The organism is Streptomyces tubercidicus (genome assembly GCF_027497495.1).
Lineage (GTDB): Bacteria > Actinomycetota > Actinomycetes > Streptomycetales > Streptomycetaceae > Streptomyces > Streptomyces tubercidicus.
The window spans coordinates 4440340-4459679 of sequence record NZ_CP114205.1 but is presented as its reverse complement, the minus strand read 5'-3'; the positions used below and the strand labels follow the sequence as shown (position 1 = coordinate 4459679).

19 protein-coding genes are annotated in these 19340 nt (G+C 71.3%); 7 read left to right on the top strand and 12 right to left on the bottom strand.

What is annotated here, in order from left to right; genetic code table 11:
- Window positions 1-17: 17 nt before the first annotated feature.
- From ccsB to hemL, 7 genes are all read right to left on the bottom strand, one after another.
- On the bottom strand, window positions 18-1109 hold the full coding sequence (ccsB, locus tag STRTU_RS19405; protein WP_159744783.1) for a c-type cytochrome biogenesis protein CcsB: 1092 nt from the start codon (window positions 1107-1109) through the stop codon (window positions 18-20).
- Complete coding sequence (gene resB, locus STRTU_RS19400; RefSeq protein WP_159744782.1) at window positions 1106-2875, bottom strand: cytochrome c biogenesis protein ResB; 1770 nt, start codon at window positions 2873-2875, stop codon at window positions 1106-1108. The genes ccsB and resB overlap by 4 nt, the downstream gene beginning before the upstream one ends.
- 3 nt (window positions 2876-2878) lie before the next feature.
- The gene (locus tag STRTU_RS19395) at window positions 2879-3640 is read right to left on the bottom strand and encodes a cytochrome c biogenesis CcdA family protein (protein WP_159744781.1); all 762 of its coding nucleotides are present in this window, start codon (window positions 3638-3640) and stop codon (window positions 2879-2881) included.
- 4 nt (window positions 3641-3644) lie between these two features.
- Window positions 3645-4256, bottom strand: coding sequence for a TlpA family protein disulfide reductase (locus STRTU_RS19390; protein WP_159744780.1), 612 nt, complete (start codon window positions 4254-4256; stop codon window positions 3645-3647).
- 98 nt (window positions 4257-4354) lie between these two features.
- A complete protein-coding gene (locus STRTU_RS19385) occupies window positions 4355-5578 on the bottom strand; it encodes a polysaccharide deacetylase family protein (RefSeq protein ID WP_159744779.1) in 1224 nt (407 codons plus the stop codon).
- A gap of 145 nt (window positions 5579-5723) precedes the next feature.
- The gene (locus tag STRTU_RS19380) at window positions 5724-6404 is read right to left on the bottom strand and encodes a histidine phosphatase family protein (protein ID WP_159744778.1); all 681 of its coding nucleotides are present in this window, start codon (window positions 6402-6404) and stop codon (window positions 5724-5726) included.
- Between the two features lie 55 nt (window positions 6405-6459).
- Window positions 6460-7767, bottom strand: a complete 1308-nt coding sequence (gene hemL, locus STRTU_RS19375; protein WP_174878897.1) for a glutamate-1-semialdehyde 2,1-aminomutase — start codon at window positions 7765-7767, stop codon at window positions 6460-6462.
- Between the two features lie 325 nt (window positions 7768-8092).
- On the opposite strand from hemL, the gene STRTU_RS19370 reads away from it, so the two are divergent.
- Window positions 8093-8659, top strand: a complete 567-nt coding sequence (locus tag STRTU_RS19370) for a hypothetical protein (RefSeq protein WP_159744776.1) — start codon at window positions 8093-8095, stop codon at window positions 8657-8659.
- 138 nt (window positions 8660-8797) lie between these two features.
- Here the strand turns inward: STRTU_RS19370 and STRTU_RS19365 are convergent, their stop codons facing one another.
- The 3 genes from STRTU_RS19365 to STRTU_RS19355 all read right to left on the bottom strand — a co-directional run bounded on the left by STRTU_RS19365 (window position 8798) and on the right by STRTU_RS19355 (window position 10835).
- Window positions 8798-9604: an SDR family NAD(P)-dependent oxidoreductase gene (locus tag STRTU_RS19365; protein ID WP_159744775.1), complete on the bottom strand. Its 807-nt coding sequence runs from the start codon at window positions 9602-9604 to the stop codon at window positions 8798-8800.
- Window positions 9601-10116, bottom strand: a complete 516-nt coding sequence (locus STRTU_RS19360; RefSeq protein ID WP_159744774.1) for a cupin domain-containing protein — start codon at window positions 10114-10116, stop codon at window positions 9601-9603. Before STRTU_RS19360 ends, STRTU_RS19365 begins: the two co-directional genes overlap by 4 nt.
- A 158-nt stretch (window positions 10117-10274) precedes the next feature.
- A complete protein-coding gene (locus STRTU_RS19355) occupies window positions 10275-10835 on the bottom strand; it encodes a TIGR03086 family metal-binding protein (RefSeq protein ID WP_246240775.1) in 561 nt (186 codons plus the stop codon).
- A 218-nt stretch (window positions 10836-11053) separates the two neighbouring features.
- On the opposite strand from STRTU_RS19355, the gene STRTU_RS19350 reads away from it, so the two are divergent.
- Window positions 11054-11860: a helix-turn-helix domain-containing protein gene (locus STRTU_RS19350; RefSeq protein WP_159744773.1), complete on the top strand. Its 807-nt coding sequence runs from the start codon at window positions 11054-11056 to the stop codon at window positions 11858-11860.
- A 24-nt stretch (window positions 11861-11884) separates the two neighbouring features.
- Here STRTU_RS19350 and STRTU_RS19345 read toward each other — a convergent pair whose 3' ends face one another.
- Window positions 11885-12538, bottom strand: a complete 654-nt coding sequence (locus STRTU_RS19345) for a TetR/AcrR family transcriptional regulator (RefSeq protein WP_246240773.1) — start codon at window positions 12536-12538, stop codon at window positions 11885-11887.
- Between the two features lie 108 nt (window positions 12539-12646).
- Here STRTU_RS19345 and STRTU_RS19340 point away from each other — a divergent pair, with 108 nt between their 5' ends.
- Entirely contained in the window at window positions 12647-14293 is a 1647-nt protein-coding gene (locus STRTU_RS19340; RefSeq protein WP_159744772.1) for an FAD-dependent monooxygenase, read from the top strand.
- Here the strand turns inward: STRTU_RS19340 and STRTU_RS19335 are convergent.
- Window positions 14250-14990, bottom strand: coding sequence for an AAA family ATPase (locus STRTU_RS19335; protein ID WP_159744771.1), 741 nt, complete (start codon window positions 14988-14990; stop codon window positions 14250-14252). The two genes, STRTU_RS19340 and STRTU_RS19335, sit on opposite strands and share 44 nt — an antisense overlap.
- 235 nt (window positions 14991-15225) lie before the next feature.
- Between STRTU_RS19335 and STRTU_RS19330 the strand changes: the two genes are divergently transcribed.
- The 4 genes from STRTU_RS19330 to STRTU_RS19315 all read left to right on the top strand — a co-directional run bounded on the left by STRTU_RS19330 (window position 15226) and on the right by STRTU_RS19315 (window position 19302).
- Entirely contained in the window at window positions 15226-15561 is a 336-nt protein-coding gene (locus STRTU_RS19330) for a YnfA family protein (protein WP_159744770.1), read from the top strand.
- 78 nt (window positions 15562-15639) lie between these two features.
- The gene (locus STRTU_RS19325) at window positions 15640-16398 is read left to right on the top strand and encodes an SDR family NAD(P)-dependent oxidoreductase (protein ID WP_159744769.1); all 759 of its coding nucleotides are present in this window, start codon (window positions 15640-15642) and stop codon (window positions 16396-16398) included.
- Between the two features lie 201 nt (window positions 16399-16599).
- On the top strand, window positions 16600-18228 hold the full coding sequence (locus tag STRTU_RS19320; protein WP_159744768.1) for an alpha/beta hydrolase: 1629 nt from the start codon (window positions 16600-16602) through the stop codon (window positions 18226-18228).
- A gap of 342 nt (window positions 18229-18570) precedes the next feature.
- Window positions 18571-19302, top strand: a complete 732-nt coding sequence (locus tag STRTU_RS19315) for a glycosyltransferase family 2 protein (protein WP_159744767.1) — start codon at window positions 18571-18573, stop codon at window positions 19300-19302.
- The last annotated feature ends 38 nt before the right edge of the window (window positions 19303-19340 follow it).

Sequence of the window (19340 nt, the reverse complement as noted above, 5' to 3'; positions counted from 1 at the left end):
TGCGCGGACTTCTGCGGTCAGACCCCCGCGTACGAGTGCAGGCTGGGCACGAAGATGTTCACGCCGTAGTAGTTGAACAGGTAGCAGAGGAAGGCGATCAGGGCGAGCCAGGCGGCCTTGCGGCCCTTCCAGCCGGCGGTGGCGCGGGCGTGCAGGTAGCTGGCGTAGGCGACCCAGGTGATGAAGGCCCAGACCTCCTTGGCGTCCCAGCCCCAGTAGCGGCCCCACGCGGCCCCGGCCCAGATGGCGCCCGCGATGATGGTGAACGTCCACAGCGGGAAGACGGTGGCGTTGACGCGGTAGGCGAACTTGTCCAGTGAGGCGGCCGAGGGCAGCCGCTCCAGGACGGAGGTGGCGAAGGCGCCGGGCTGCTTGCCCGTGGGGTCGGCGAGCTTGGCCTCGTGGCGGTCGCGGAAGAGGAACAGCAGCGTGGAGACGGCGCCGAGGTAGAGCGCCGCGCCGGAGATGATCGCGCAGCTGACGTGGATCCACAGCCAGTACGAGTGCAGCGCGGGCACCAGCTGGTCGCTGGCGGTGTAGAGCACCGAGACGGCCAGACCGAGGTCCAGCAGGACGGAGGTGACCAGCGGCAGCCCGATCCAGCGGACGTTCTTCTTGAGCGCGAGCAGCAGCAGGAAGAGGCCCACCGCGACCGCGGCGAAGGTGGTGGAGAACTCGTACATGTTGCCCCAGGGGGCACGCTGCACGGACAGGGCGCGGGTGACGACACCGCCCACGTGCAGCCCCCAGGCCAGCACCGTCAGCGAGATGGCGATCCGCCCGTAGAGGTCGCCCTTCTCGGTGCCGCCCGCGGCGCCCGGCCCGTCGGGGACGTCGCGGCTGCCGGTGACGGACCGGGTGACGACCTTGGGGCGCTCCAGGACGGCGGTCCCGGTGCCGCCGCTCGCCGCGGCACCGGCGGACGCCTTGGCGGGCGCGGCGGTCTGGCTGGTCAGGGCGGCGGCGGTGCGGCCGACCTTGCTGCGGCTGCCGAACACCCACTCGGCCATGTGCGCGAGGAAGGCGAGCGTGTAGACGGCCATCGCCGAATAGACCAGCAGGTTGCTGTTGTGCGCCATTGTCTCGTTGGCTGCGGCAGCGAGGTTCACGCGCGCGCTCCTTCAGAGGGGTCAGCAGGTCCGTCAGAGTCAGTGGGCTCCGCGGGGTCTTCGGGGTCGGGGGCGTCGGGGCCGTCTGCGGTGGCCGCGGTGAGCGGGGCGTCGGGCTCCAGTGCCAGCGCCAGCTCACCGAGTTCCTCCGGCAGCCGGGCGGACTCGCTGCGGCCGAGTCCGGCCAGTTCGACGACGGTGTGGCCGTCGGCGTCCGCCTCGGCGCGGATCCACACCCGGCGCCGCTGGATGAACAGCGAGCCGGCCAGGCCGACCAGGGCGGCGGTCGCGCCGGTCAGCGCCAGGCCGTTGCCGGGCTGTTGGCTGATCTTGAAGCTGGCCCAGCTCTTGATGCCGGTGAACTTGATGCTGCCGTCGCCGTTCGGCAGCTTCATGGTCTCGCCGGGCAGCATCATCTTGGCGAGCGGCGCGCCCTTGTTCTTGTATTGCGTGAGGCGCTTCTTGTCGAGCTTGTAGACGCTCTGCGACAGCCCGGAGTCGACGCCCAGGTCACCGTGGTAGGCGGTGAGCGTCAGCACCGGATAGTCCAGCGCCGGGAACTGGGAGAACATCGAGCCGGAGCCCTTGCCGCCGAAGGTCGGCACGAAGAGGCCCTGGAAGCCGAGCTGATTGCGCTTGCCGTCCTTGGTCTTCGCGCCGGGCACCTTCACCACACCGGACGAGGTGTAGTTCTTGGGGTCGATCGGGAGGAAGGGGACCGCGCCCTGGTAGACGACCTTGCCGCGGCCGTCCTTGACGGTGACCTCCGGGGCGTAGCCATGGTTGAGCAGGTAGACCTTGGAGCCGGCGATGTCGAGCGGGGTGTTCACCTCGATCGCGGTCTTGTGCTCCTTGCCGTCCGCGCCGGAGAAGTACGTGATGTGGGCGCGGAAGACCCGCGGGGTGCCCTTCTCCGGGCCGGACCGCTCGTAGGTCGCCTCGAACTTGTTGAGCGTGAAGCCGAACGGCTCCAGGTCGTCGGTGTCGTAGAACGGCCCGGACTTGAACTCGTCGTACTGGGTGAGGCTGTTGGCGAAGCCGTCGCCCTCGGTGACCAGCTTGTTGCCCTCGGACTTCCACAGGCTGCCGACGGCGAACGCCACCAGCATCACGATCAGCGCGACGTGGAAGACGAGGTTGCCGACCTCCCGCAGATAGCCCTTCTCGGCGGCGACGGCGGTGCCGGCCCGGTGGGCGCGGAACCGCCGCTTCTTCAGCAGCCGCTGCGCCGCCCCGAGGACCTCTTCGGGCGCGGCGTCGGTGCGCCAGGTGGTGTACGCGGGCAGCCGGGTCAGCCGGCGCGGGGCGGCCGGCGGGCGGCCGCGGAGCTGTCCGACGAACTGCCAGCTGCGCGGCACGATGCAGCCGATCAGCGAGATGAACAGCAGGAGGTAGATCGCCGAGAACCACACCGAGCTGTAGACGTGGAACATCCCGAGCGCGTCGTAGATGTCGGCGAGGCCGGGGTGCTTGTCCCTGAACTGCTCGACCTTGTCCGGGTCGATGCTGGTCTGCGGGATCAGCGAGCCGGGGATCGCCCCGATCGACAGCAGGAAGAGCAGCAGCAGCGCGACCCGCATCGAGGTCAGCTGCCGCCAGAACCAGCGCGCCCAGCCGAGGGGGCCGAGCGAGGGGAAGGTCACGTCCTCCGTGGGCGCGGTCGAGAGCTGGGACCCGGCCGCGCCGAGATCGCTGCCCGCGCCGGCCGCGGGGCCCGGGTCGGCCGCGGGGCCCTCGTCGCGGGGGGTGCCGGTCTTGGTGGACATCATTCAGATCCCAACGGTGGAGCTTTGCGTCCAGGCCTGCACCTCGGACATCAGACTGTCCCAGACGCCGGTGACGAGGAGGATGCCGAGCGCGATCATCATGCCGCCGCCGAGCCGCATGACCCAGACGTAGTGCCGCTTGACCCAGCCGAAGGCGCCGAGCACCCGGCGGAAGGCCAGCGCGACCGCGATGAACGGCAGGCCCAGGCCCAGGCAGTACGCGACGGTGAGCAAGGCGCCGCGGACGGCGCTGGCATCGTAGAACGTCAGGGTGCTGACGGCGGCGAAGGTGGGGCTCAGGCAGGGCGTCCAGCCGACGCCGAAGAGCACCCCGAGCACCGGCGCGCCGGCCAGGCCCATGGCGGGCTTCTTGTGGAAGCGGAATTCCCGCTGCCCGAAGCCCTTGAGGATGCCGGCGAAGGCCAGCCCGAGCAGGATCATCAGCACGCCGAGGACCCGCGAGATGACGTCCTTGTACTCCTGGAGGTCCCGGCCGACGAACCCGAAGAGCGCGCCGCCGGAGACGAAGACGGCGGTGAAGCCGAGGACGAAGAGGCCGGCGCCGGCCAGCATCCGGCCGCGCTTGGCCTCGCCGAGGTCGGTGCCGGTGACGCCGGTGACGTACGACATATAGCCGGGCACCAGCGGCAGGACGCAGGGCGAGAAGAAGGAGACGAGTCCGGCGAGGAGCGCGATGGGGGCGGCGGCCAGGAGGGTGCCGTTGAGGACGGTCTGGTTCTCCGCGGCGGCGGCGAGCACGGTCACGTGATCACTTCTCGGCGATCAGCGGGTCGACCATCTTGCGCAGATCGTCCTCCGCGAGCGGGCCGATCGAGCGCGCGGCGATCTTGCCGTGCCGGTCGATGGCGATCGTGGACGGGATCGACTGCGGGTTGAGGCTGCCCTTGGGGAAGCGCAGCATCAGCCGGCCGGACGGGTCGAACAGGCTCGGGTAGGGCACCTTGTGCTGTTCCTCGAAGCTGGTGGCCTGCGACTTCCCGTCGCGGGTGTTGATCCCGAGGAACTGGACGCCCTTGTCCTTGGTCTCGTTCGCGACCTTGGAGAAGTTCGGCACCTCGGCGATGCACGGGCCGCACCATGATCCCCAGACGTTGAGGATGACGACCTTGCCCTTGTAGTCGGCGACGTCCAGCTTCTTGCCGGTGGTGGTCTCACCGGAGAGCTCGGGGGCCGGCTGCCGCTCGGCCTTCTTGACGGTGTCGACCCCGTTTTTGCCCTGGACGAAGCGGGTCTGGGACGAGCCGCCGGAGGCGCCGTCGCCGCAGGCGCTCAGCGTCAGCGCGGCGACCGCGGCCCCCGCGGCGAGCAGGGTGACGCGACGGCGGCTGGTGAGGCGGCGTGGGGCGCGGCAGGCACTCATGTGAAAAGTTTCGCATGGGCCCATTCCGGATCTTCCACGCCCCCCTCGCCGGTCGCGTCCCCCGGCGCGGGAGCTTGTCCGGCCGCCGGAGGGGCGTGTCAGGCCGCTGTCAGATACGACTTCCAGCCACCGGCGGGCCGCTGTCCGACGGGGATCCGCTGGAGCTTGCGCAGCACCTCCGGGTCCTGGGCGTCGATCCAGTCGGTGAACTGCCGGAACGACACCAGATGGACATCCCGGTTCTGCTCATTGGCGATGTGCTTGATCGCGTCCTCGACGGCGTCCATATAGATGCCGCCGTTCCACTGCTCGAAGTGATTTCCGACGAAGAAGGGCGCGCGGTTGGTTTCGTAGGCGCGGCGGAATCCGGAGATATAGGCGTCGGTGGCCTGCTGCCGCCAGCCCGGGTAGTTGACCGGCGGGGCCTTCGTGGAGTTCTTCGACTGATTGGCGAGGATGTTGTAGTCCATCGAGAGGACCTCGAAAGAGTGACCCGGGAAGGGGATCTGCTGGAGCGGGAAGTTCCACAGGCCCATGGTCTTCTTCGGCCACATCTGTACTCCGCCGGGCGAGCTGGCGTCATAGCGCCAGCCGAGTTCCCTGGCGGTGGGCAGCAGATTCCGCTGCCCGAGGAGACAGGGCGTGCGGCTGCCGACCAATTCCTGCCGGTAGTCGAAGGGCAGTGGCTCCATATCGGTGAAGCCGGTGTGGGTGCGCCACTTGGTGACGAATTCCATCGCCTGGTCGATCTCGGACTGCCACGCCTCCGGGCTCCAGTGCCGGACGGCGCCCGAGCCGGAGCAGAAGTGCCCGTTGAAGTGGGTGCCGATCTCGTGGCCGTCCAGCCAGGCCTCCCGCACGTATCTGAGAGTCTCCTTGATGTGCTCATCGCTGAGGTAGCCGATGTCGGAGGCGCCCCGGGGGTTGTTCGGCGGCTCGTAGAGGTGCTTCTGGGATTCGGGGAGGAGGTAGACCCCGGAGAGGAAGAAGGTCATGGCCGCGCCGTGGTCCCTGGCGAGTTGGAGAAAGCGCGGGAAGAGGCCGTTGCCGACCTCTCCCGCGCCGTCCCAGGAGAACACCACGAATTGCGGCGGGGTCTGACCGGGCTCCAGCCGTTCGGGGGATTTCGGCTGATGCGGCTGGGCACCGGAATGCGCTGTCGAACCGTCACCGATGAGTTGGGGGCGGGCCTGGACGGCGTGCTTCACGCGCTGTTTTCCGGCTCCGGCGTCCGAGGACAGCGAGGAGCAGCCGGCGACGACCGGCGCCGCGGCCGCACCGACGCCGATACTCAGCAGGTTTCGCCGACTGATCGCGCGCATACCCTCGTCCCCTCGTGCTCACCGAACTCAATATCCATATAAACGGACAACCGAGTGGAGGGCATGTTGAGCGTCGGGGATTCCGGGTTAATCGCTCAGATATGTCATTCCGCGTGCTTTTGACGTTGCGCCATGTGATGCACCGTCAGGCCCCGAAGGCCTTCGACTTTCCCTTGACGGGTTTGGCGCCCGCCAGAAGATGGGAGGGAACCAGGTCGCGCGCCGGTTCGCTGTACCCCACCGAAATGATCTTGTCGCCCTGGAAGGTGAACGACGTCAGCGAGGCCAGCGTGCACTGCCGCCTCCGCGGGTCGTGCCACAGCCGTCGCCGCTCCGCGAAGCTCCGCACGATCCAGATCGGCAGCTGATGGCTGACCGCCACCGCCTCATGGCCCCGTGCGGCATCGCGCGCCGCACCCAGCGCCGCCATCATCCGTACGACCTGCTCCATGTACGGCTCGCCCCAGGACGGCCGGAACGGGTTCGTCAGGTACCTCCAGTTCCCCGGCTTCTTCAGCGCGCCGTCGCCGACCCCGAAGGTCTTCCCCTCGAAGACATTGGCCGCCTCGATCAGCCGCTCGTCGGTGGCCAGATCCAGCCCGTGCGCCCCGGCGACCGGCCCCGCGGTCTCCTGGGCACGCTCCAGCGGCGAGGCGACGACATGGGTCACGTCCCGCTCCGCGAGATGCTCCGCCACCCGGTCGGCCATCTTCCGCCCCAGGTCGGAGAGGTGATAGCCGGGGCGGCGCCCGTAGAGCACGCCGTCGGGGTTGTACACCTCGCCATGCCGCATCAGATGCACGACGGTGATCTCTTCGCTGCTCATGTCACCCATTCATTCAGTGGTCTCAAGCCGTGCCGGCCGGTGCGCCGCGGCCGTCTCAGGCCGTCGCCGCGGCAGCGGCGCGCGCGGCGGCCGGCAGCGCGGCGGCGATCCGCTCCACGGCCGCCGTGTCGTGCGCGGTCGACACGAACCACGACTCGAAGGCGGACGGCGGCAGGTAGACGCCCTGCGACAGCATCGAGTGGAAGAAGGCGGTGAAGCGGAACGCCTCCTGCGCCTTGGCCCCCTCGTAGTCGGTCACCTCGGCGTCCGTGAAGAAGACCGTGAACATGTTCCCCGCGGCCTGGACCCGGTGGGCCACGCCTTCCTTCGCCAGCGCGGCGGTGACCAGGCCCCGCACCTCCGCGGAGACCGCGTCGACCTTCTCGTACGCGGCGTCGTCCAGCAGCCGCAGCTGCGCGACACCGGCGGCGGTGGCGATCGGATTCCCGGACAGGGTGCCCGCCTGGTAGACCGGGCCGGCCGGGGCGAGATGCGCCATGACGTCCGCACGGCCGCCGAAGGCCGCGGCCGGGAAGCCGCCGCCCATGACCTTGCCGAAGGTCATCAGATCCGGGCGTACCCCATCAATGCCGTACCAGCCGGCCTTGCTGACGCGGAAGCCGGTCATCACCTCGTCGGAGATGAACAGCGCGCCGTCGGCGGAGCACAGATCCTTCAGGCCCTGGTTGAAGCCCGGCAGCGGCGGCACCACGCCCATGTTGCCCGGCGACGCCTCGGTGATCACACAGGCGATCTCCCCGGGGTGCGCGGCGAACGCGGCCCGCACGGCTTCCAGGTCGTTGTACGGCAGCACGATCGTGTCGCCGGCCTGCGCGCCCGTGACCCCCGGCGTGTCGGGCAGACCGAAGGTCGCCACGCCCGACCCGGCCGCGGCCAGCAGCGCGTCGACATGCCCGTGGTAGCAGCCCGCGAACTTGATCACCTTCGGCCGGCCGGTGAACCCGCGGGCCAGCCGGATCGCCGACATCGTCGCCTCGGTACCGCTGGAGACCAGCCGCACCTGCTCGACCGGCTCGACCCGGGCCACGATCTCCTCGGCCAGCTCGACCTCACCCGCGCCCGGCGTACCGAAGGACGTCCCGCGGGCGACGGCCTCCTGGACGGCGGCGATCACCTCGGGGTGCGAGTGGCCGAGAATCATCGGCCCCCACGAGCACACGAGGTCGACATACTCACGGCCATCGGCGTCGGTGAGGTACGGACCGGCACCGGACACCATGAAACGGGGCGTACCGCCCACGGCGCGGAACGCCCGCACCGGAGAGTTGACGCCGCCCGGCGTCACAGCGGACGCCCGGTCGAACAGCGACTGCGAAACGGGAGCTTCATACGGAAAAGACACGGCGATCCTGACCTGCATAAACGGAGGGAGGGCGGCGGCACGTGGACACGGCCCGGCTGACATCGGTGCGGGAATCCCCTCGCGGTACGCCCTCAGGCGCCGCTCGGTTCAATCTCGATCCTTTTTTGATTCCTCTCGCTTTCGACCGGGCGTCAGCCCCCACTCGTCTGCGAAACTGTGGAGACGTACGAGTAAGTCACGCAAGCAATGGTCTCAGAGGCGCACGGGGGCGTGCGGCCGGGCGTTTCACACGCCGGTGACGGGGGAGGTCTCTGAGACGATGATCGGGTTGCGCGGCTGGGGCTGCGAGTGGTCGGGTGGAGATATGCATCGCGGTGGCGAACTGGGCGAGGGAACCAATGACCGGGGTCCCGACCGCGCCCAGCGCGGCCGTCACCGGCGTGAGGACACCACGGGCGACAAGACCACGGGCGGGGAAATCAGAGGCGGCCGCATGGGGGTGACATACAGGTACTTCGGCGCGCCCAATGGTGCCACCGCGGCCCGGGTCCCGGTCTCCATGCGCCCCGAGGAGCTCGGCGGTGACGAGCTCGGCATGGGCGGCATGTTCAGCAAGATAAAGCCGGAGACGATGGCCGCCATGGTCCTCACCGGTATAGAGGGCATACCGCTCCATAAGGTTCCGCCCCTCGAACTCGTCGTCCTGCACCCCGACTACGCCGTGGTCAAGCTCCCCATGACCGTGGTCGACCCGCTGCGCGGGGTCGGCGAGGAGTCGGTCGGCGCGGCCGCCTTCATCTGGTCCACCGTCCCCGACCGCGGCGGCCCGCGGGACGCCTTCACCGTCTACCAGCTGCTGCACGAGTGGCAGGACTTCAGCCATCGGCTGCATGAGGCGGGGCATCAGGCGTATTGCCTGGTCTGGCCTTAGCGGGGCGGGCCCTGGCGGTCTGACCTGGGCGGGGCGGGCGTACGGGTTCGGCCCCGCCGTAACGGTTCAGCACGGGCGGGGCGGGCCCCGCGTCGGGCGCGCCCGGCCCGGTCGTCGCCCCGGCCGCGTCCCCCGTCGTCACCAGGTCGGGCGGGCCGAGACGCCGCCGTCCACGACCAGATCGTGCCCGGTGATCCAGGACGCCATCGGCGAGGCGAGGAAGACACAGGCGTCGCCCACGTCCTGCGGGGTGCCCAACCGCCCGGCGGGCGCGGCCGCTTGCCAGCGGCGCACCCCGTCCGGCCAGTCCTCCGCCAGGCCGGGCCGTCCGATCAGGCCCGGCGAGACGCTGTTGACGCGGATACCGTCCGGCCCGTATTCGAGCGCCGCCGCGCGGGCGTGCATCACCACCGCCGCTTTCGACGCGCAGTAGTGGGCATGCCGCGGCGCCGGACGGTCCGCCTCGATGGAGGCGATATGGGTCACCGAGCCGCCGCCGGCCGCGCGCATCACCGCCGCAGCGGCCTGGGTGCAGGCGAAGACGCTGTGCACATTCGGGTCCGTCACCGCCCGCCAGTCGGCGAGCGACATCGCCGCCAGCTCCTGGGTCGGCTGCACCCCCGCGTTGTTCACCAGCGCGGTGAGCCGCCCGCGCCAGTCGGCCGCCTGCCTCACCAGCCGGTGGCACTCCTCCTCGACGGCCAGATCGGCGCGCAGCGCCAGCGCGCTCCCGCCGTCCGCCTCGATCCGCCCGACCAGCTCGCGCGCCGCGTCGGCGCCCGTACGGTAGTGGGCCACGACGGCGGCGCCCGCGGCGGCGAACCGCAGCGCGATACCGCGGCCCAGGACACCGGCCGCGCCGGTGATCAGAGCGACCTGGCCCCGGAGATCGGGGAGTCCGGGGTGGCCCGGGTGGCGGGTGGCATCGGGCGGGGTGTCGGTCATGGTCTGCTCAGCGCGGTGATCCGCGCCGCCTCCCCGGGGAAACGCGCGGCCAGTACGGCGGCGTCCCCGTGCTCGTAGTCCTCGAAGGTGAAACCGGGCGCCATCGTGCAGCCGAAGAGCGTCCAGGAGCCGCCGTCGGCGACCTCGGCGGCCATCCACGTACCGGCCGGCACCGTGAACTGGACGTGCTGCCCGCCCAGGACGTCCGGCCCGAGGGCGACCGTACGGGCCGTGCCGCCGCCGCTGTCCTCCTGGAGCAGCAGCAGGCTGAGCGGGTCGCCCCGGTAGAAGTGCCAGATCTCGTCGGACGGCAGCCGGTGCAGGGCGGAGAAATCGCCCGGCTCGGCGGTCAGCAGCATCACGATCGCCGTCCCCTCGGGCCGTCCGTCGGGGCGCTCGGGACCCGCCCAGGTACTCCGGTACCGCCCGCCCTCACGGGGCAGCGGCGCCAGCCCGTAGAAGTCGATCAGTGCCTGGGGAAGCGGGTCGCGGGAGGTGCGGTGCTCGTCCATCTGCGGGCTGCCTCCCCGTGGGTCGGGACTGCCGGTCGCTTCACCCTAGGGGCGAACTCGGCGTGGCGCAGGCGCAATCGGGCCATGTCCGGCGCCCGGGTCCCGCCCCGGTGGATGCTCCGGCCGACGCCCCGGCCGACGCCCCGCCCGGAGTCCCGTCAGCCGGCCGTCCAGTGCGGGTCGCGGCCCGTCTCGGCCAGGAGTACCTCCAGGTCGGAGGCGCCGGGAGGGACGGGGACCGGTTCGGCGAAGACGTTCATCGTGCGGGCCGTCGGGCCCATCCGGGCGGCGAGCGCCCGCAGCTCGGTGACACAGCCCGCGGCCGGGGCGTACGGGCGGCCGGTCGCCCGCGCCACGTCCCAGGCGTGCACGGTCAGATCCAGCAGCACCATCGCGCCGACGGTCCGCGCGGGCAGCTGCATCCCGCCGGTCAGCCCGTCCTCCGCGCCCGGCGCCGCCCACGCCTCGACCAGCCGCGCCGTCTCGTCCGCGAACCGGTCGGGCCACTGCGCCCCGTACTCGGCGAGCCGGTCCGGGGTGCGGCTGAAGTCCGCGTCCTTCTTGGCCGCCAGTGTCCGGAAAGCGACGACCACCTGGAAGAGATGGTTGAGCAGCGCCCGTACGTCGTACTCGGAGCAGGGGGTCGGCCACCCCAGCTGGTCGTCGCGCACCGCGCGCAAAACGGGGAGCGCCGCCCCGGCCGCGCCGTCGAGCAGCACGCTGATCGGTGGGGGTGTGGGGGCCGGGTGGGTCGCGTGGGTTGTTTGTGGTGGTTGTGGTGTTTGTGCCGTGTGGGCCGATGCGTCTCCGGGTGATTCATGTGGAATGTCGTGTGTGTCGCTCATATCGAGGACGCTACGGGCGGCCGACGGCGGCGGATTGAAAAAACGCGACACGGCCGCCCCGGGGTCACCGCGTCCGCCTTAAGATCCGAGGCATGGCCGCTCCACGGCGCGATACCCGGGGCATCGTGGACGCCCCCGGGCTCTTCACGCGGGTGCACTTCCGCCGTCGCACCCCCGCCGAGCCGCTGCGCCCGTATGTCGAGCACTACTGGCTGATCGACTGGGACCTGTCCGAGCCGTACGCCACGCATGTCGTCCCGCACCCGTGCGTGAACGTGGTCTTCCAGCGGTACGCCGACCGCCCCGGGTTCGGCGAGGTCGCGGGCGTGGGGCTGGAGCTGTTCGCGCAGAAGCTGGCGGGGCGCGGGCGGGTGTGCGGGGTGCAGTTCCGGCCGGGCGGCTTCCGGCCGTTCACCCCGGAGCGGCCGGCCACGGACTGGACGGACCGCCGGCTGCCGCTGGCCACTGCCTTCGGACCCACCGACGCCGCGGCCGTCGTACTGGAGCCGGCCGACGAGGACGCCCGGGTGGCCGCGCTCGACGCCTTTCTGACGCCGCTGCTGCGCGCCGGGCCGCGGGTCCTCGCCCAGGCCGAGCTGGCCATGGGGCTGGCCGACCGGATCCGCACGGACCGTACGATCCGCCGGGTCGCGGACTTCGCGCGGGCCGAGGGCCTGTCCGTACGGACTCTGCAGCGGCTGTTCGCCGGGTACGTCGGAGTGAGCCCCAAGTGGGTGCTCCTGCGCTACCGGGTGCACGAGGCCCTGGAGCGCGCCGCCTCCGGGGCGGAGGTCGACTGGGCCGCGCTCGCCGCCGAGCTGGGCTACAGCGATCAGGCGCATCTGATCCGCGACGTCACGGCCACGGTCGGGGTCCCGCCGACCGCGTACGGGCAGTGAGCTGCGTACGGGCGCGGGCGGTGCTCAGGGGTGTTCCGCCGTCAGATAGCGCTGGACGGTGGGGGCCAGCCAGGCGATGAGCTCGTCGCGGCTGAGGCCGACGGCCGGCGGGATGTGCAGTACGTAGCGGCACAGCGCCATACCGAGTATCTGGGAGGAGATCAGCGCGGCGCGGGTCGGCGCCTCCTCGGGCACGGGACAGACCGCGGCGAGGACCGGCTCGATCTGGTCGGCGAACACGCCGCGCATCCGCTCCGCGCCCGCCTCATTGGTGACGCCGACGCGCATCATCGCCGTCAGCGTCTCGTCGCACTCCCAGCGCTCCACGAAGTGGCGCACGAGCCGGGCGCCGGCCTCATCGCGCGGGAAGTGGCTGAGGTCCGGGGCGTGCACCTCGATCTCGGAGGCGGCGGCGAAGAGGCCGGCCTTGTTGCCGTAGTAGCGCATGACCATCGACGGGTCGATGGCCGCGTCCCTGGCGATGGCGCGGATGGTGGCGCGCTCGTAGCCGTCCGCGGCGAAACGGTCCCGGGCGGCGGCGAGGATCGCGGCCCGGGTCACGTCGGAGCGGCGGGGGCGGGCGGCGTCCACCGCGTCGGCGGGATCGGGCAGCGCATCGACGGACGCGGCACGGGCGGCATCCGGCGCGGCATCCATGGAGGGGGCGGGTTCGGCCATGCCAACAACAGTAGGCCAACAGTTGTTGACACGCCAGGCCCGGCCGCCCTACGCTTGCCAACAAGCGTTGACCAACATGCGTTGGCACAGCCACGGGAGGCGGAAGCCATGGACGCCATGAACCGCAAGACCGGCCCGGACGATGCGACCGGGGCGGACCGGGCCCGCGGGGCGCGCGACACGGACGTGATCGTCGTGGGCGCCGGGCCGACCGGCCTGCTGCTCGCCGGAGACCTCGCCGAGGCGGGGCTGGGCGTCACTCTCCTGGAGCGCCGCCCCGCCGAGATCAGTAACCTCACCCGCGCCCTCGTCGTGCACGCCCGCACCCTGGAGCAGTTCGACGGCCGCGGCCTCGCGGATGAGCTGATCGCCGGCGGCCATCCGCTCACCGGCCTCCGCCTCTTCGGCCAGGCCACCATCGACCCGACGCAGCTCCGCTCCCGCTTCCCCTTTGTGCTGGTCACGCCCCAGTTCGAGGTCGAGCGGGTGCTGGAGCGCCGGGCCCGCCGCGCCGGTGTCACCTTCCGCCACGACTCCGAGGTGCTCGGCCTCGATCAGGACGCCGACGGGGTGACGGTGCGCTTCCGGACCGCCGAGGGTCTGGGCGCCGTCCGCGCCGCCTATGCGGTCGGCACCGACGGCGTGCGCAGCACGATCCGCAAGACCATCGGCCTGCCCTTCCCCGGCAAGTCCGTGATCCGCTCCCTGGTGCTCGCCGATGTCCGGCTGGCCCGGGAGCCCGACTCGCCGCTCACCTTCAATGCCACCGGCGAGGCGTTCGCGCTGATCGCCTCGTTCGGCGGCGGCTCGTACCGCGTCATCGGCTGGAACCGCCGGCGCCAGGCCGACGATGACGCGCCCGCCGGCCTCGACGAGATCCGCGAGCTGACCCAGCTCGCCCTCGGCAGTGACTACGGCATGCATGACGCCCGCTGGGTCTCCCGCATCCACAGCGATGAGCGCCAGGTCCCCACCTACCGCGTCGGCCGCGTCTTCCTCGCCGGCGACGCCGCGCATGTGCACTCCCCCGCCGGCGGTCTGGGCATGAACACCGGACTGCAGGACGCCGCCAACCTCAGCTGGAAACTGGCCGCGGTGCTCCGGGGCCGGGCCGCTGACAGCCTGCTGGACAGCTATCAGACCGAGCGCCACCCGGTGGGCAAACAGGCGCTGCGCAACAGCGGCGCCCTCATCCGGCTCGCCCTGCTGAACACCGCCCCGGGGTACGCCCTCCGCGCCGTCGCCGTCCGGCTCGTCAACCATCTGCGGCCCGTGTCCCGCCGGGCGGTCCGCACCATCTCGGGCCTCGGCATCGCCTATCCGGCCGGGCCCGGCGCCCACCCCTTCGCGGGCCGCCGCGCCCCCGACTTCCGCCTGGCCGGCGGCGCCCGCCTCTATGAGCTGCTCCGCCAGGGCCGGTTCGTCCTCATCACCCCCGCCGGTGAGCCCGGCGTCCCGCAGGCTCCGGAGGGCGGCGCGGGCTCCCCCCACCGGACTCCGGCGAGCGGCCCGGACTCCCCTCGCCCCGCCGACGACCGCGTGGTGACCGCCGCCTGGCGCAGCGCCCGCCGCACGGCCCTTCTCGTACGGCCCGACGGCTATATCGCCTGGGCCACCGACGCCACCGCCCCCGCCGCCCGCGCCGCGGCGCTACGGGGCGCGCTCACCCACTGGACCGGCGGCGAGGACGGCAGCTCCATATCCACCGCCCTCACCCCGCCAGCACATGCCGCAGATACGCCCGCGGGTCATTGAGATAGCGCCGCCAGTGGTCGACGAGCCCCAGCTCCGCCCACTCGACGCGCCGCATCCCGTGCTCGCCGACCTCGACGATCTCGGCGCCGGGCAGCGCGGTCAGCAGCGGGGAATGGGTGGCGCAGATGATCTGGGCGCCGCCGCTCCCCAACTCGTCCATAAGGCCCACCAGTTCCAGACAGGAGGAGAAGGACAGTGCCGCCTCCGGCTCGTCCATCACATACAGACCGCGCTGCGCGAACCGTTCCCGGAAGGCCATCAGAAAGCCCTCCCCATGGCTCATGTCATCCGGGGACTGTGACAGCTTCAGCGCGCTCCGCTCCCGGTTCAGCGCCTCCATCGCGGTCTCGGCCCGAAGGAAGAACCCCCGTCGGCGGACCCGCGGCCCGCGCACCATCTTGCGCCCCTCCCGCGTCGGATCGAACCGCATCAGCCCACCGAGCAGCGACGCCTCCCGCGGACCGGCGTACTTATATCCGGCCGAGCCACCGTAGGGATCCAGCCCGAATCCCTCCGCCAGCGCCTCGGCCAGGGTCGACTTGCCCGAACCGTTCTCCCCCACGAGGAAGGTGACCGGCGCGCGGAAGGCCAGCCCCTCCTCGGCCAGCTGCCGCACACACGGCACCGTCCAGGGCCAGCCGTCCTCAGCCGTCCCCGTCCCCTGCGGCACATCCACGTAAGCCCGTTCGATCAGCATGCGCCCGAAGCTGCCACACCCCACTGACACTCACCCCGCCGACGACGTCCCCACCGACGGTCACCCCACGGACCGGCCACCACACCGACCGGTCAACCACACCGACTGGTCAACCACACCGACTGGTCAACCACACCGACCGATCACCCCAGCGACAACCACCCCGCTGACGGCCGGCCGCCCCGCCCGGCCCCACCCCCACGGGAGCCGGATCGCCGCTCCGTACGCTTCCCCCATGCTGATCGCCCGTTCCGCCGCGCTCTTCATCGTCGCCGCCCTCTTCGAGATCGGTGGCGCCTGGCTGGTCTGGCAGGGCGTCCGCGAGCACAAGGGCTGGGCCTGGATCGGCGCCGGAGTGCTCGCGCTCGGGGTGTACGGCTTTGTCGCCACGCTCCAGCCGGACGCCGCCTTCGGCCGGATCCTGGCTGCGTACGGCGGGGTCTTCGTCGCCGGTTCCCTGGCCTGGGGCATGGTCGCCGACGGCTACCGCCCCGACCGCTGGGACGTGATCGGCGCGCTGGTCTGCCTGGCCGGCATGGCGGTGATCATGTACGCGCCCAGGGGACGTTGACCCGCTGCATATCCTGACCGCGGACCGTTCACCCCCGGCTCCTGAGGAGCAGGGGGACCCATCGCCCGAGGAGAGTGCATGACCGCCGAGGCCCGTACCGCCGTCGTCACCGGAGCGAGCAGCGGCATCGGCGCCGCCACCGCGCGAGCGCTGGCCGCGGCCGGCTACCACGTGGTGCTCACCGCCCGCCGCAAGGACCGTATCGAGGCGCTCGCCGCCGAGCTGCCGAACGCCGAGGCCTATGCCCTCGATGTCACCGACCGCGCCGCCGTCGACGCCTTCGCGGCCGACCTGGGCCGCCGCGCCTCCGTCGACGTCCTGGTCAACAACGCCGGCGGCGCCCTCGGCGCGGAGCCGGTCGCCAGCGGTGACCCCGCCGACTGGCGGACCATGTACGAGGTCAATGTGCTGGGCGTGCTCCATATGACCCAGGCGCTGCTGCCCGCGCTCACCGCCTCCGGCGACGGCACCGTCGTCGTGCTGTCCTCCACCGCGGGTCTTGGCACGTACGAGGGCGGTGGCGGCTATGTCGCCGCCAAGCACGGCGCGCATGTCATCGCCGAAACCCTCCGGCTGGAGCTGTGCGGCGAGCCCGTGCGCGTCATCGAGGTCGCCCCGGGCATGGTCAAGACCGACGAGTTCGCCACCACCCGCTTCCGTGGCGACACCGCCAAGGCCGCCAAGGTCTACGAGGGCGTCGACCAGCCGCTCAGCGCGGAGGATGTCGCCGACACCGTCGCCTGGGCGATCACCCGCCCGTCCCACGTCAATATCGACCTCCTGGTGGTCCGCCCCCGCGCCCAGGCCTCCAACTCCAAGGTCCACCGAGCCGGTTGAGCGACCCGGCGGGGGCGCCCCCGTCATCTGCCCGGACCCCACCACCCTCGCCCCGGAAGGCCCCCGGCCCCGGTGCCCCCTCGGCCATTCGGCCGCACCCGGCTCGCGTACCGCGTCGGACCGGGGTGTCGTGGACACCGGATGCGTGCCGACGTACCGCGCACGGGCGGCATCGGACGCTCAGCCGTGGGAGGACGAGGCATGCTCATATCCGGGCCGATAGCCGGCCGCAGGCGTCGCGCCGCGGCCGTCACCGCAGTGCTGACCTGTTCGACGGTGCTGACCGGGCCGGACTTCGCCGCGGCCGGCGGCCCGCCGTCACCTTCGGCGGCCGCCCCGCGGCTGGAGTGGCGCCCCTGCGTCCGGGGCAGCGCCTTCGACTGCGCGAGCGCGCGAGTGCCGCTGGACTACCGCAACCCCGGCGGCCGCACCATCGAGCTCGCCGTGATCAAGCGGCCGGCGACCGACCCCCGGCGGCGCCTCGGCACCCTCTTCTTCAACCCCGGCGGCCCCGGCGGCCCCGGGACCGTACAGATGCCGCAGACCTACCCGCTCTTCCCGCGCGAGCTCCGTGAACGGTTCGACATCGTCAGCTGGGACCCCCGCGGCATCGGCAGCAGCACCGCGGTGAACTGCTTCGCGACTCCCCGGGAAGCCACCACGTGGATCGTGAGCAAACCGATCGGCTTCCCGGTGGGCGCACGGGAACGGGCAGCCTGGACCGCCGCGTACCGGGACCTGGGCCGGCGCTGTGAGCAGCGGGACCCCCAGCTCCTGCGCCATGTGTCGACCGCCGACACCGCCCGCGACCTCGACCGGCTCCGCCAGGCGGTGGGCGACCCCCAGCTCAGCTACCTGGGGATCTCCTACGGCACGTTCCTCGGCGCCACCTACGCCAACCTCTTCCCCGGCAGGGTCCGCGCCATGGCCCTGGACAGCACCATCAACCCGCAGGCCTGGACGAACCACGCCTCGGACCGGTCCCCCCGGCTCCCGACGTTCCTGCGCATGGGCACGGACCTCGGCGCGGCCGCGACCCTGGACCAGTTCCTCGCCCGGTGCGGCGCCACCACCACCGCCCGCTGCGCCTTCTCCGCCGGCAGCCCGAAAGCGACCCGGGACAAGTTCGACCGGCTGATGCGGCGGCTCCGCGAGCACCCCGTGGGCACGTGGAGCTACGGCCGTACGGTCGGTGACACGGTGAACAGCCTCTACAACGTCCACCCCGGATGGGCGCTCCTGGCCGGCCGGCTACAGACCCTCTGGCAGGGCCGGACCCCGGCACCGTCCCCGCTCCCGGCCGCGCCTCCGATCCCGTACCCGCATCCGTATCTGGGCGACGAACAGGCCGCCGCGGTCTTCTGCAGCGACAGCCCCAATCCGCGTGACCCCGGGGCCTACCACGCACTGGAGGAGTTCAGCGCCCGGCGGGCGGGCGACGCCGGACGCTTCTGGACCTGGGCCGGCGAGCCGTGCGCCACCTGGCCGGCGCTCGCAGCCAACCCCTACCGCGGCCCGTGGAACAAGCCGACGGCACACCCCATCCTGGTGATCGGCACCACCTACGACCCCGCCACCCCCTTCTCCGGCGCCCAGGCCATGGCCGAAGAACTGGCCCACGCCCGCCTGCTCACCCACCACGGATACGGCCACACCGCCCTGACCAACCCCAGCACCTGCGTCAACGCCTACGAGAGCCGCTACTTCATCACCGGCACCCTCCCCCCACCCGGAACGGCCTGCCCACAGGACACCCCGCCCTTCGCCGCCCCCGTCCCCCGTGGCGGCATCGCCACCGGCGGCGGAGCAATGGCGAACCGGCGCTCCTGAACCAGCGCTCCAGAACGCCGGTTCAGAACCGGCGCCCACCCTGCGGCCGGGATGATCCCGGGTGGCGACGAGAAGCCACCCGCAAGCGACGACCGCCCCCCCCCCCCCGCGGTCAGTCAGACTCGCTCGCTCGCTTGCTTCCTTGCGTGCTTACTTGCTCGCTTGCTTGCTCGCTAGCTCGCTAGCTCGCTAGCTGAGATCTCCCTCACCCTCTCCAGCCGTACCGCCATCGGCACACTCCCTCCCCAACCGGCAAATGAATTGACGCTCTGTCAGTTTCCTTGGCTCGCTTACGATGATCGATCGCGGTCATGTCGCCGGCCTTCGGAGAGGAAGTGCCCCATGCCAACAATCAGCGTCATTACGCCCGTTCACAACGGCGGCCATCATTACCTTGACGAGGCTTACCAATCCCTGCGAGAGCAGAAGCTGCCAGGCGACTGGGAATGGCAATGGTGCATCCAAGAGGACGGCTACACCGGAATCACCGCCGATATCCTTCCCGAGGATCCCAGGATCTCGATCGAATCCGGACTACCCGCCCGCGCCGCGGTGGCGCGCATGCACGGCCTCACGCGCGCGACGGGCGAATTGATCCGGAATCTGGACGCCGACGACGTATTGCTGCCGGGCGCCCTCGAACGCGACATAGAGACCTTGGAGCGCGTTCCGTGGTGCGTCTCCGCCTGCCTTGACCTCCACCAGGACGGCAGCACCTCACCGGGACCGTACGACCCTCTGGGCGGCCCGGTCGAGCCCGGCAGGTTCTTCGACGAGGTGCTGAAAAACCGCCTGTCCGTGCAGACGACGACGTTCGCCGCGCACCGCCCACTGGTGCTCGCACTCGGCGGCTGGCACGCACTGACCGGAGCCGAAGGCATATCCCTGCTACTCGCCGCGGAGGTTGTCGCCCCCGGCGAGTTCATCGCAGAGCCAAGCACGCTTTACCGCAAACACCCCGACCAGACCACCGCGACCGACCACTACTGGAACCCGGCAGAAGCAGCCACCCGAATAGAAGCAGGCATACAGCGCGCCAAGGCATTGCGACAGTCCGGTTGGACTTGGACGTGAGATCCGCCCTCCTGCACTCACAAAACAGCGCACCACAC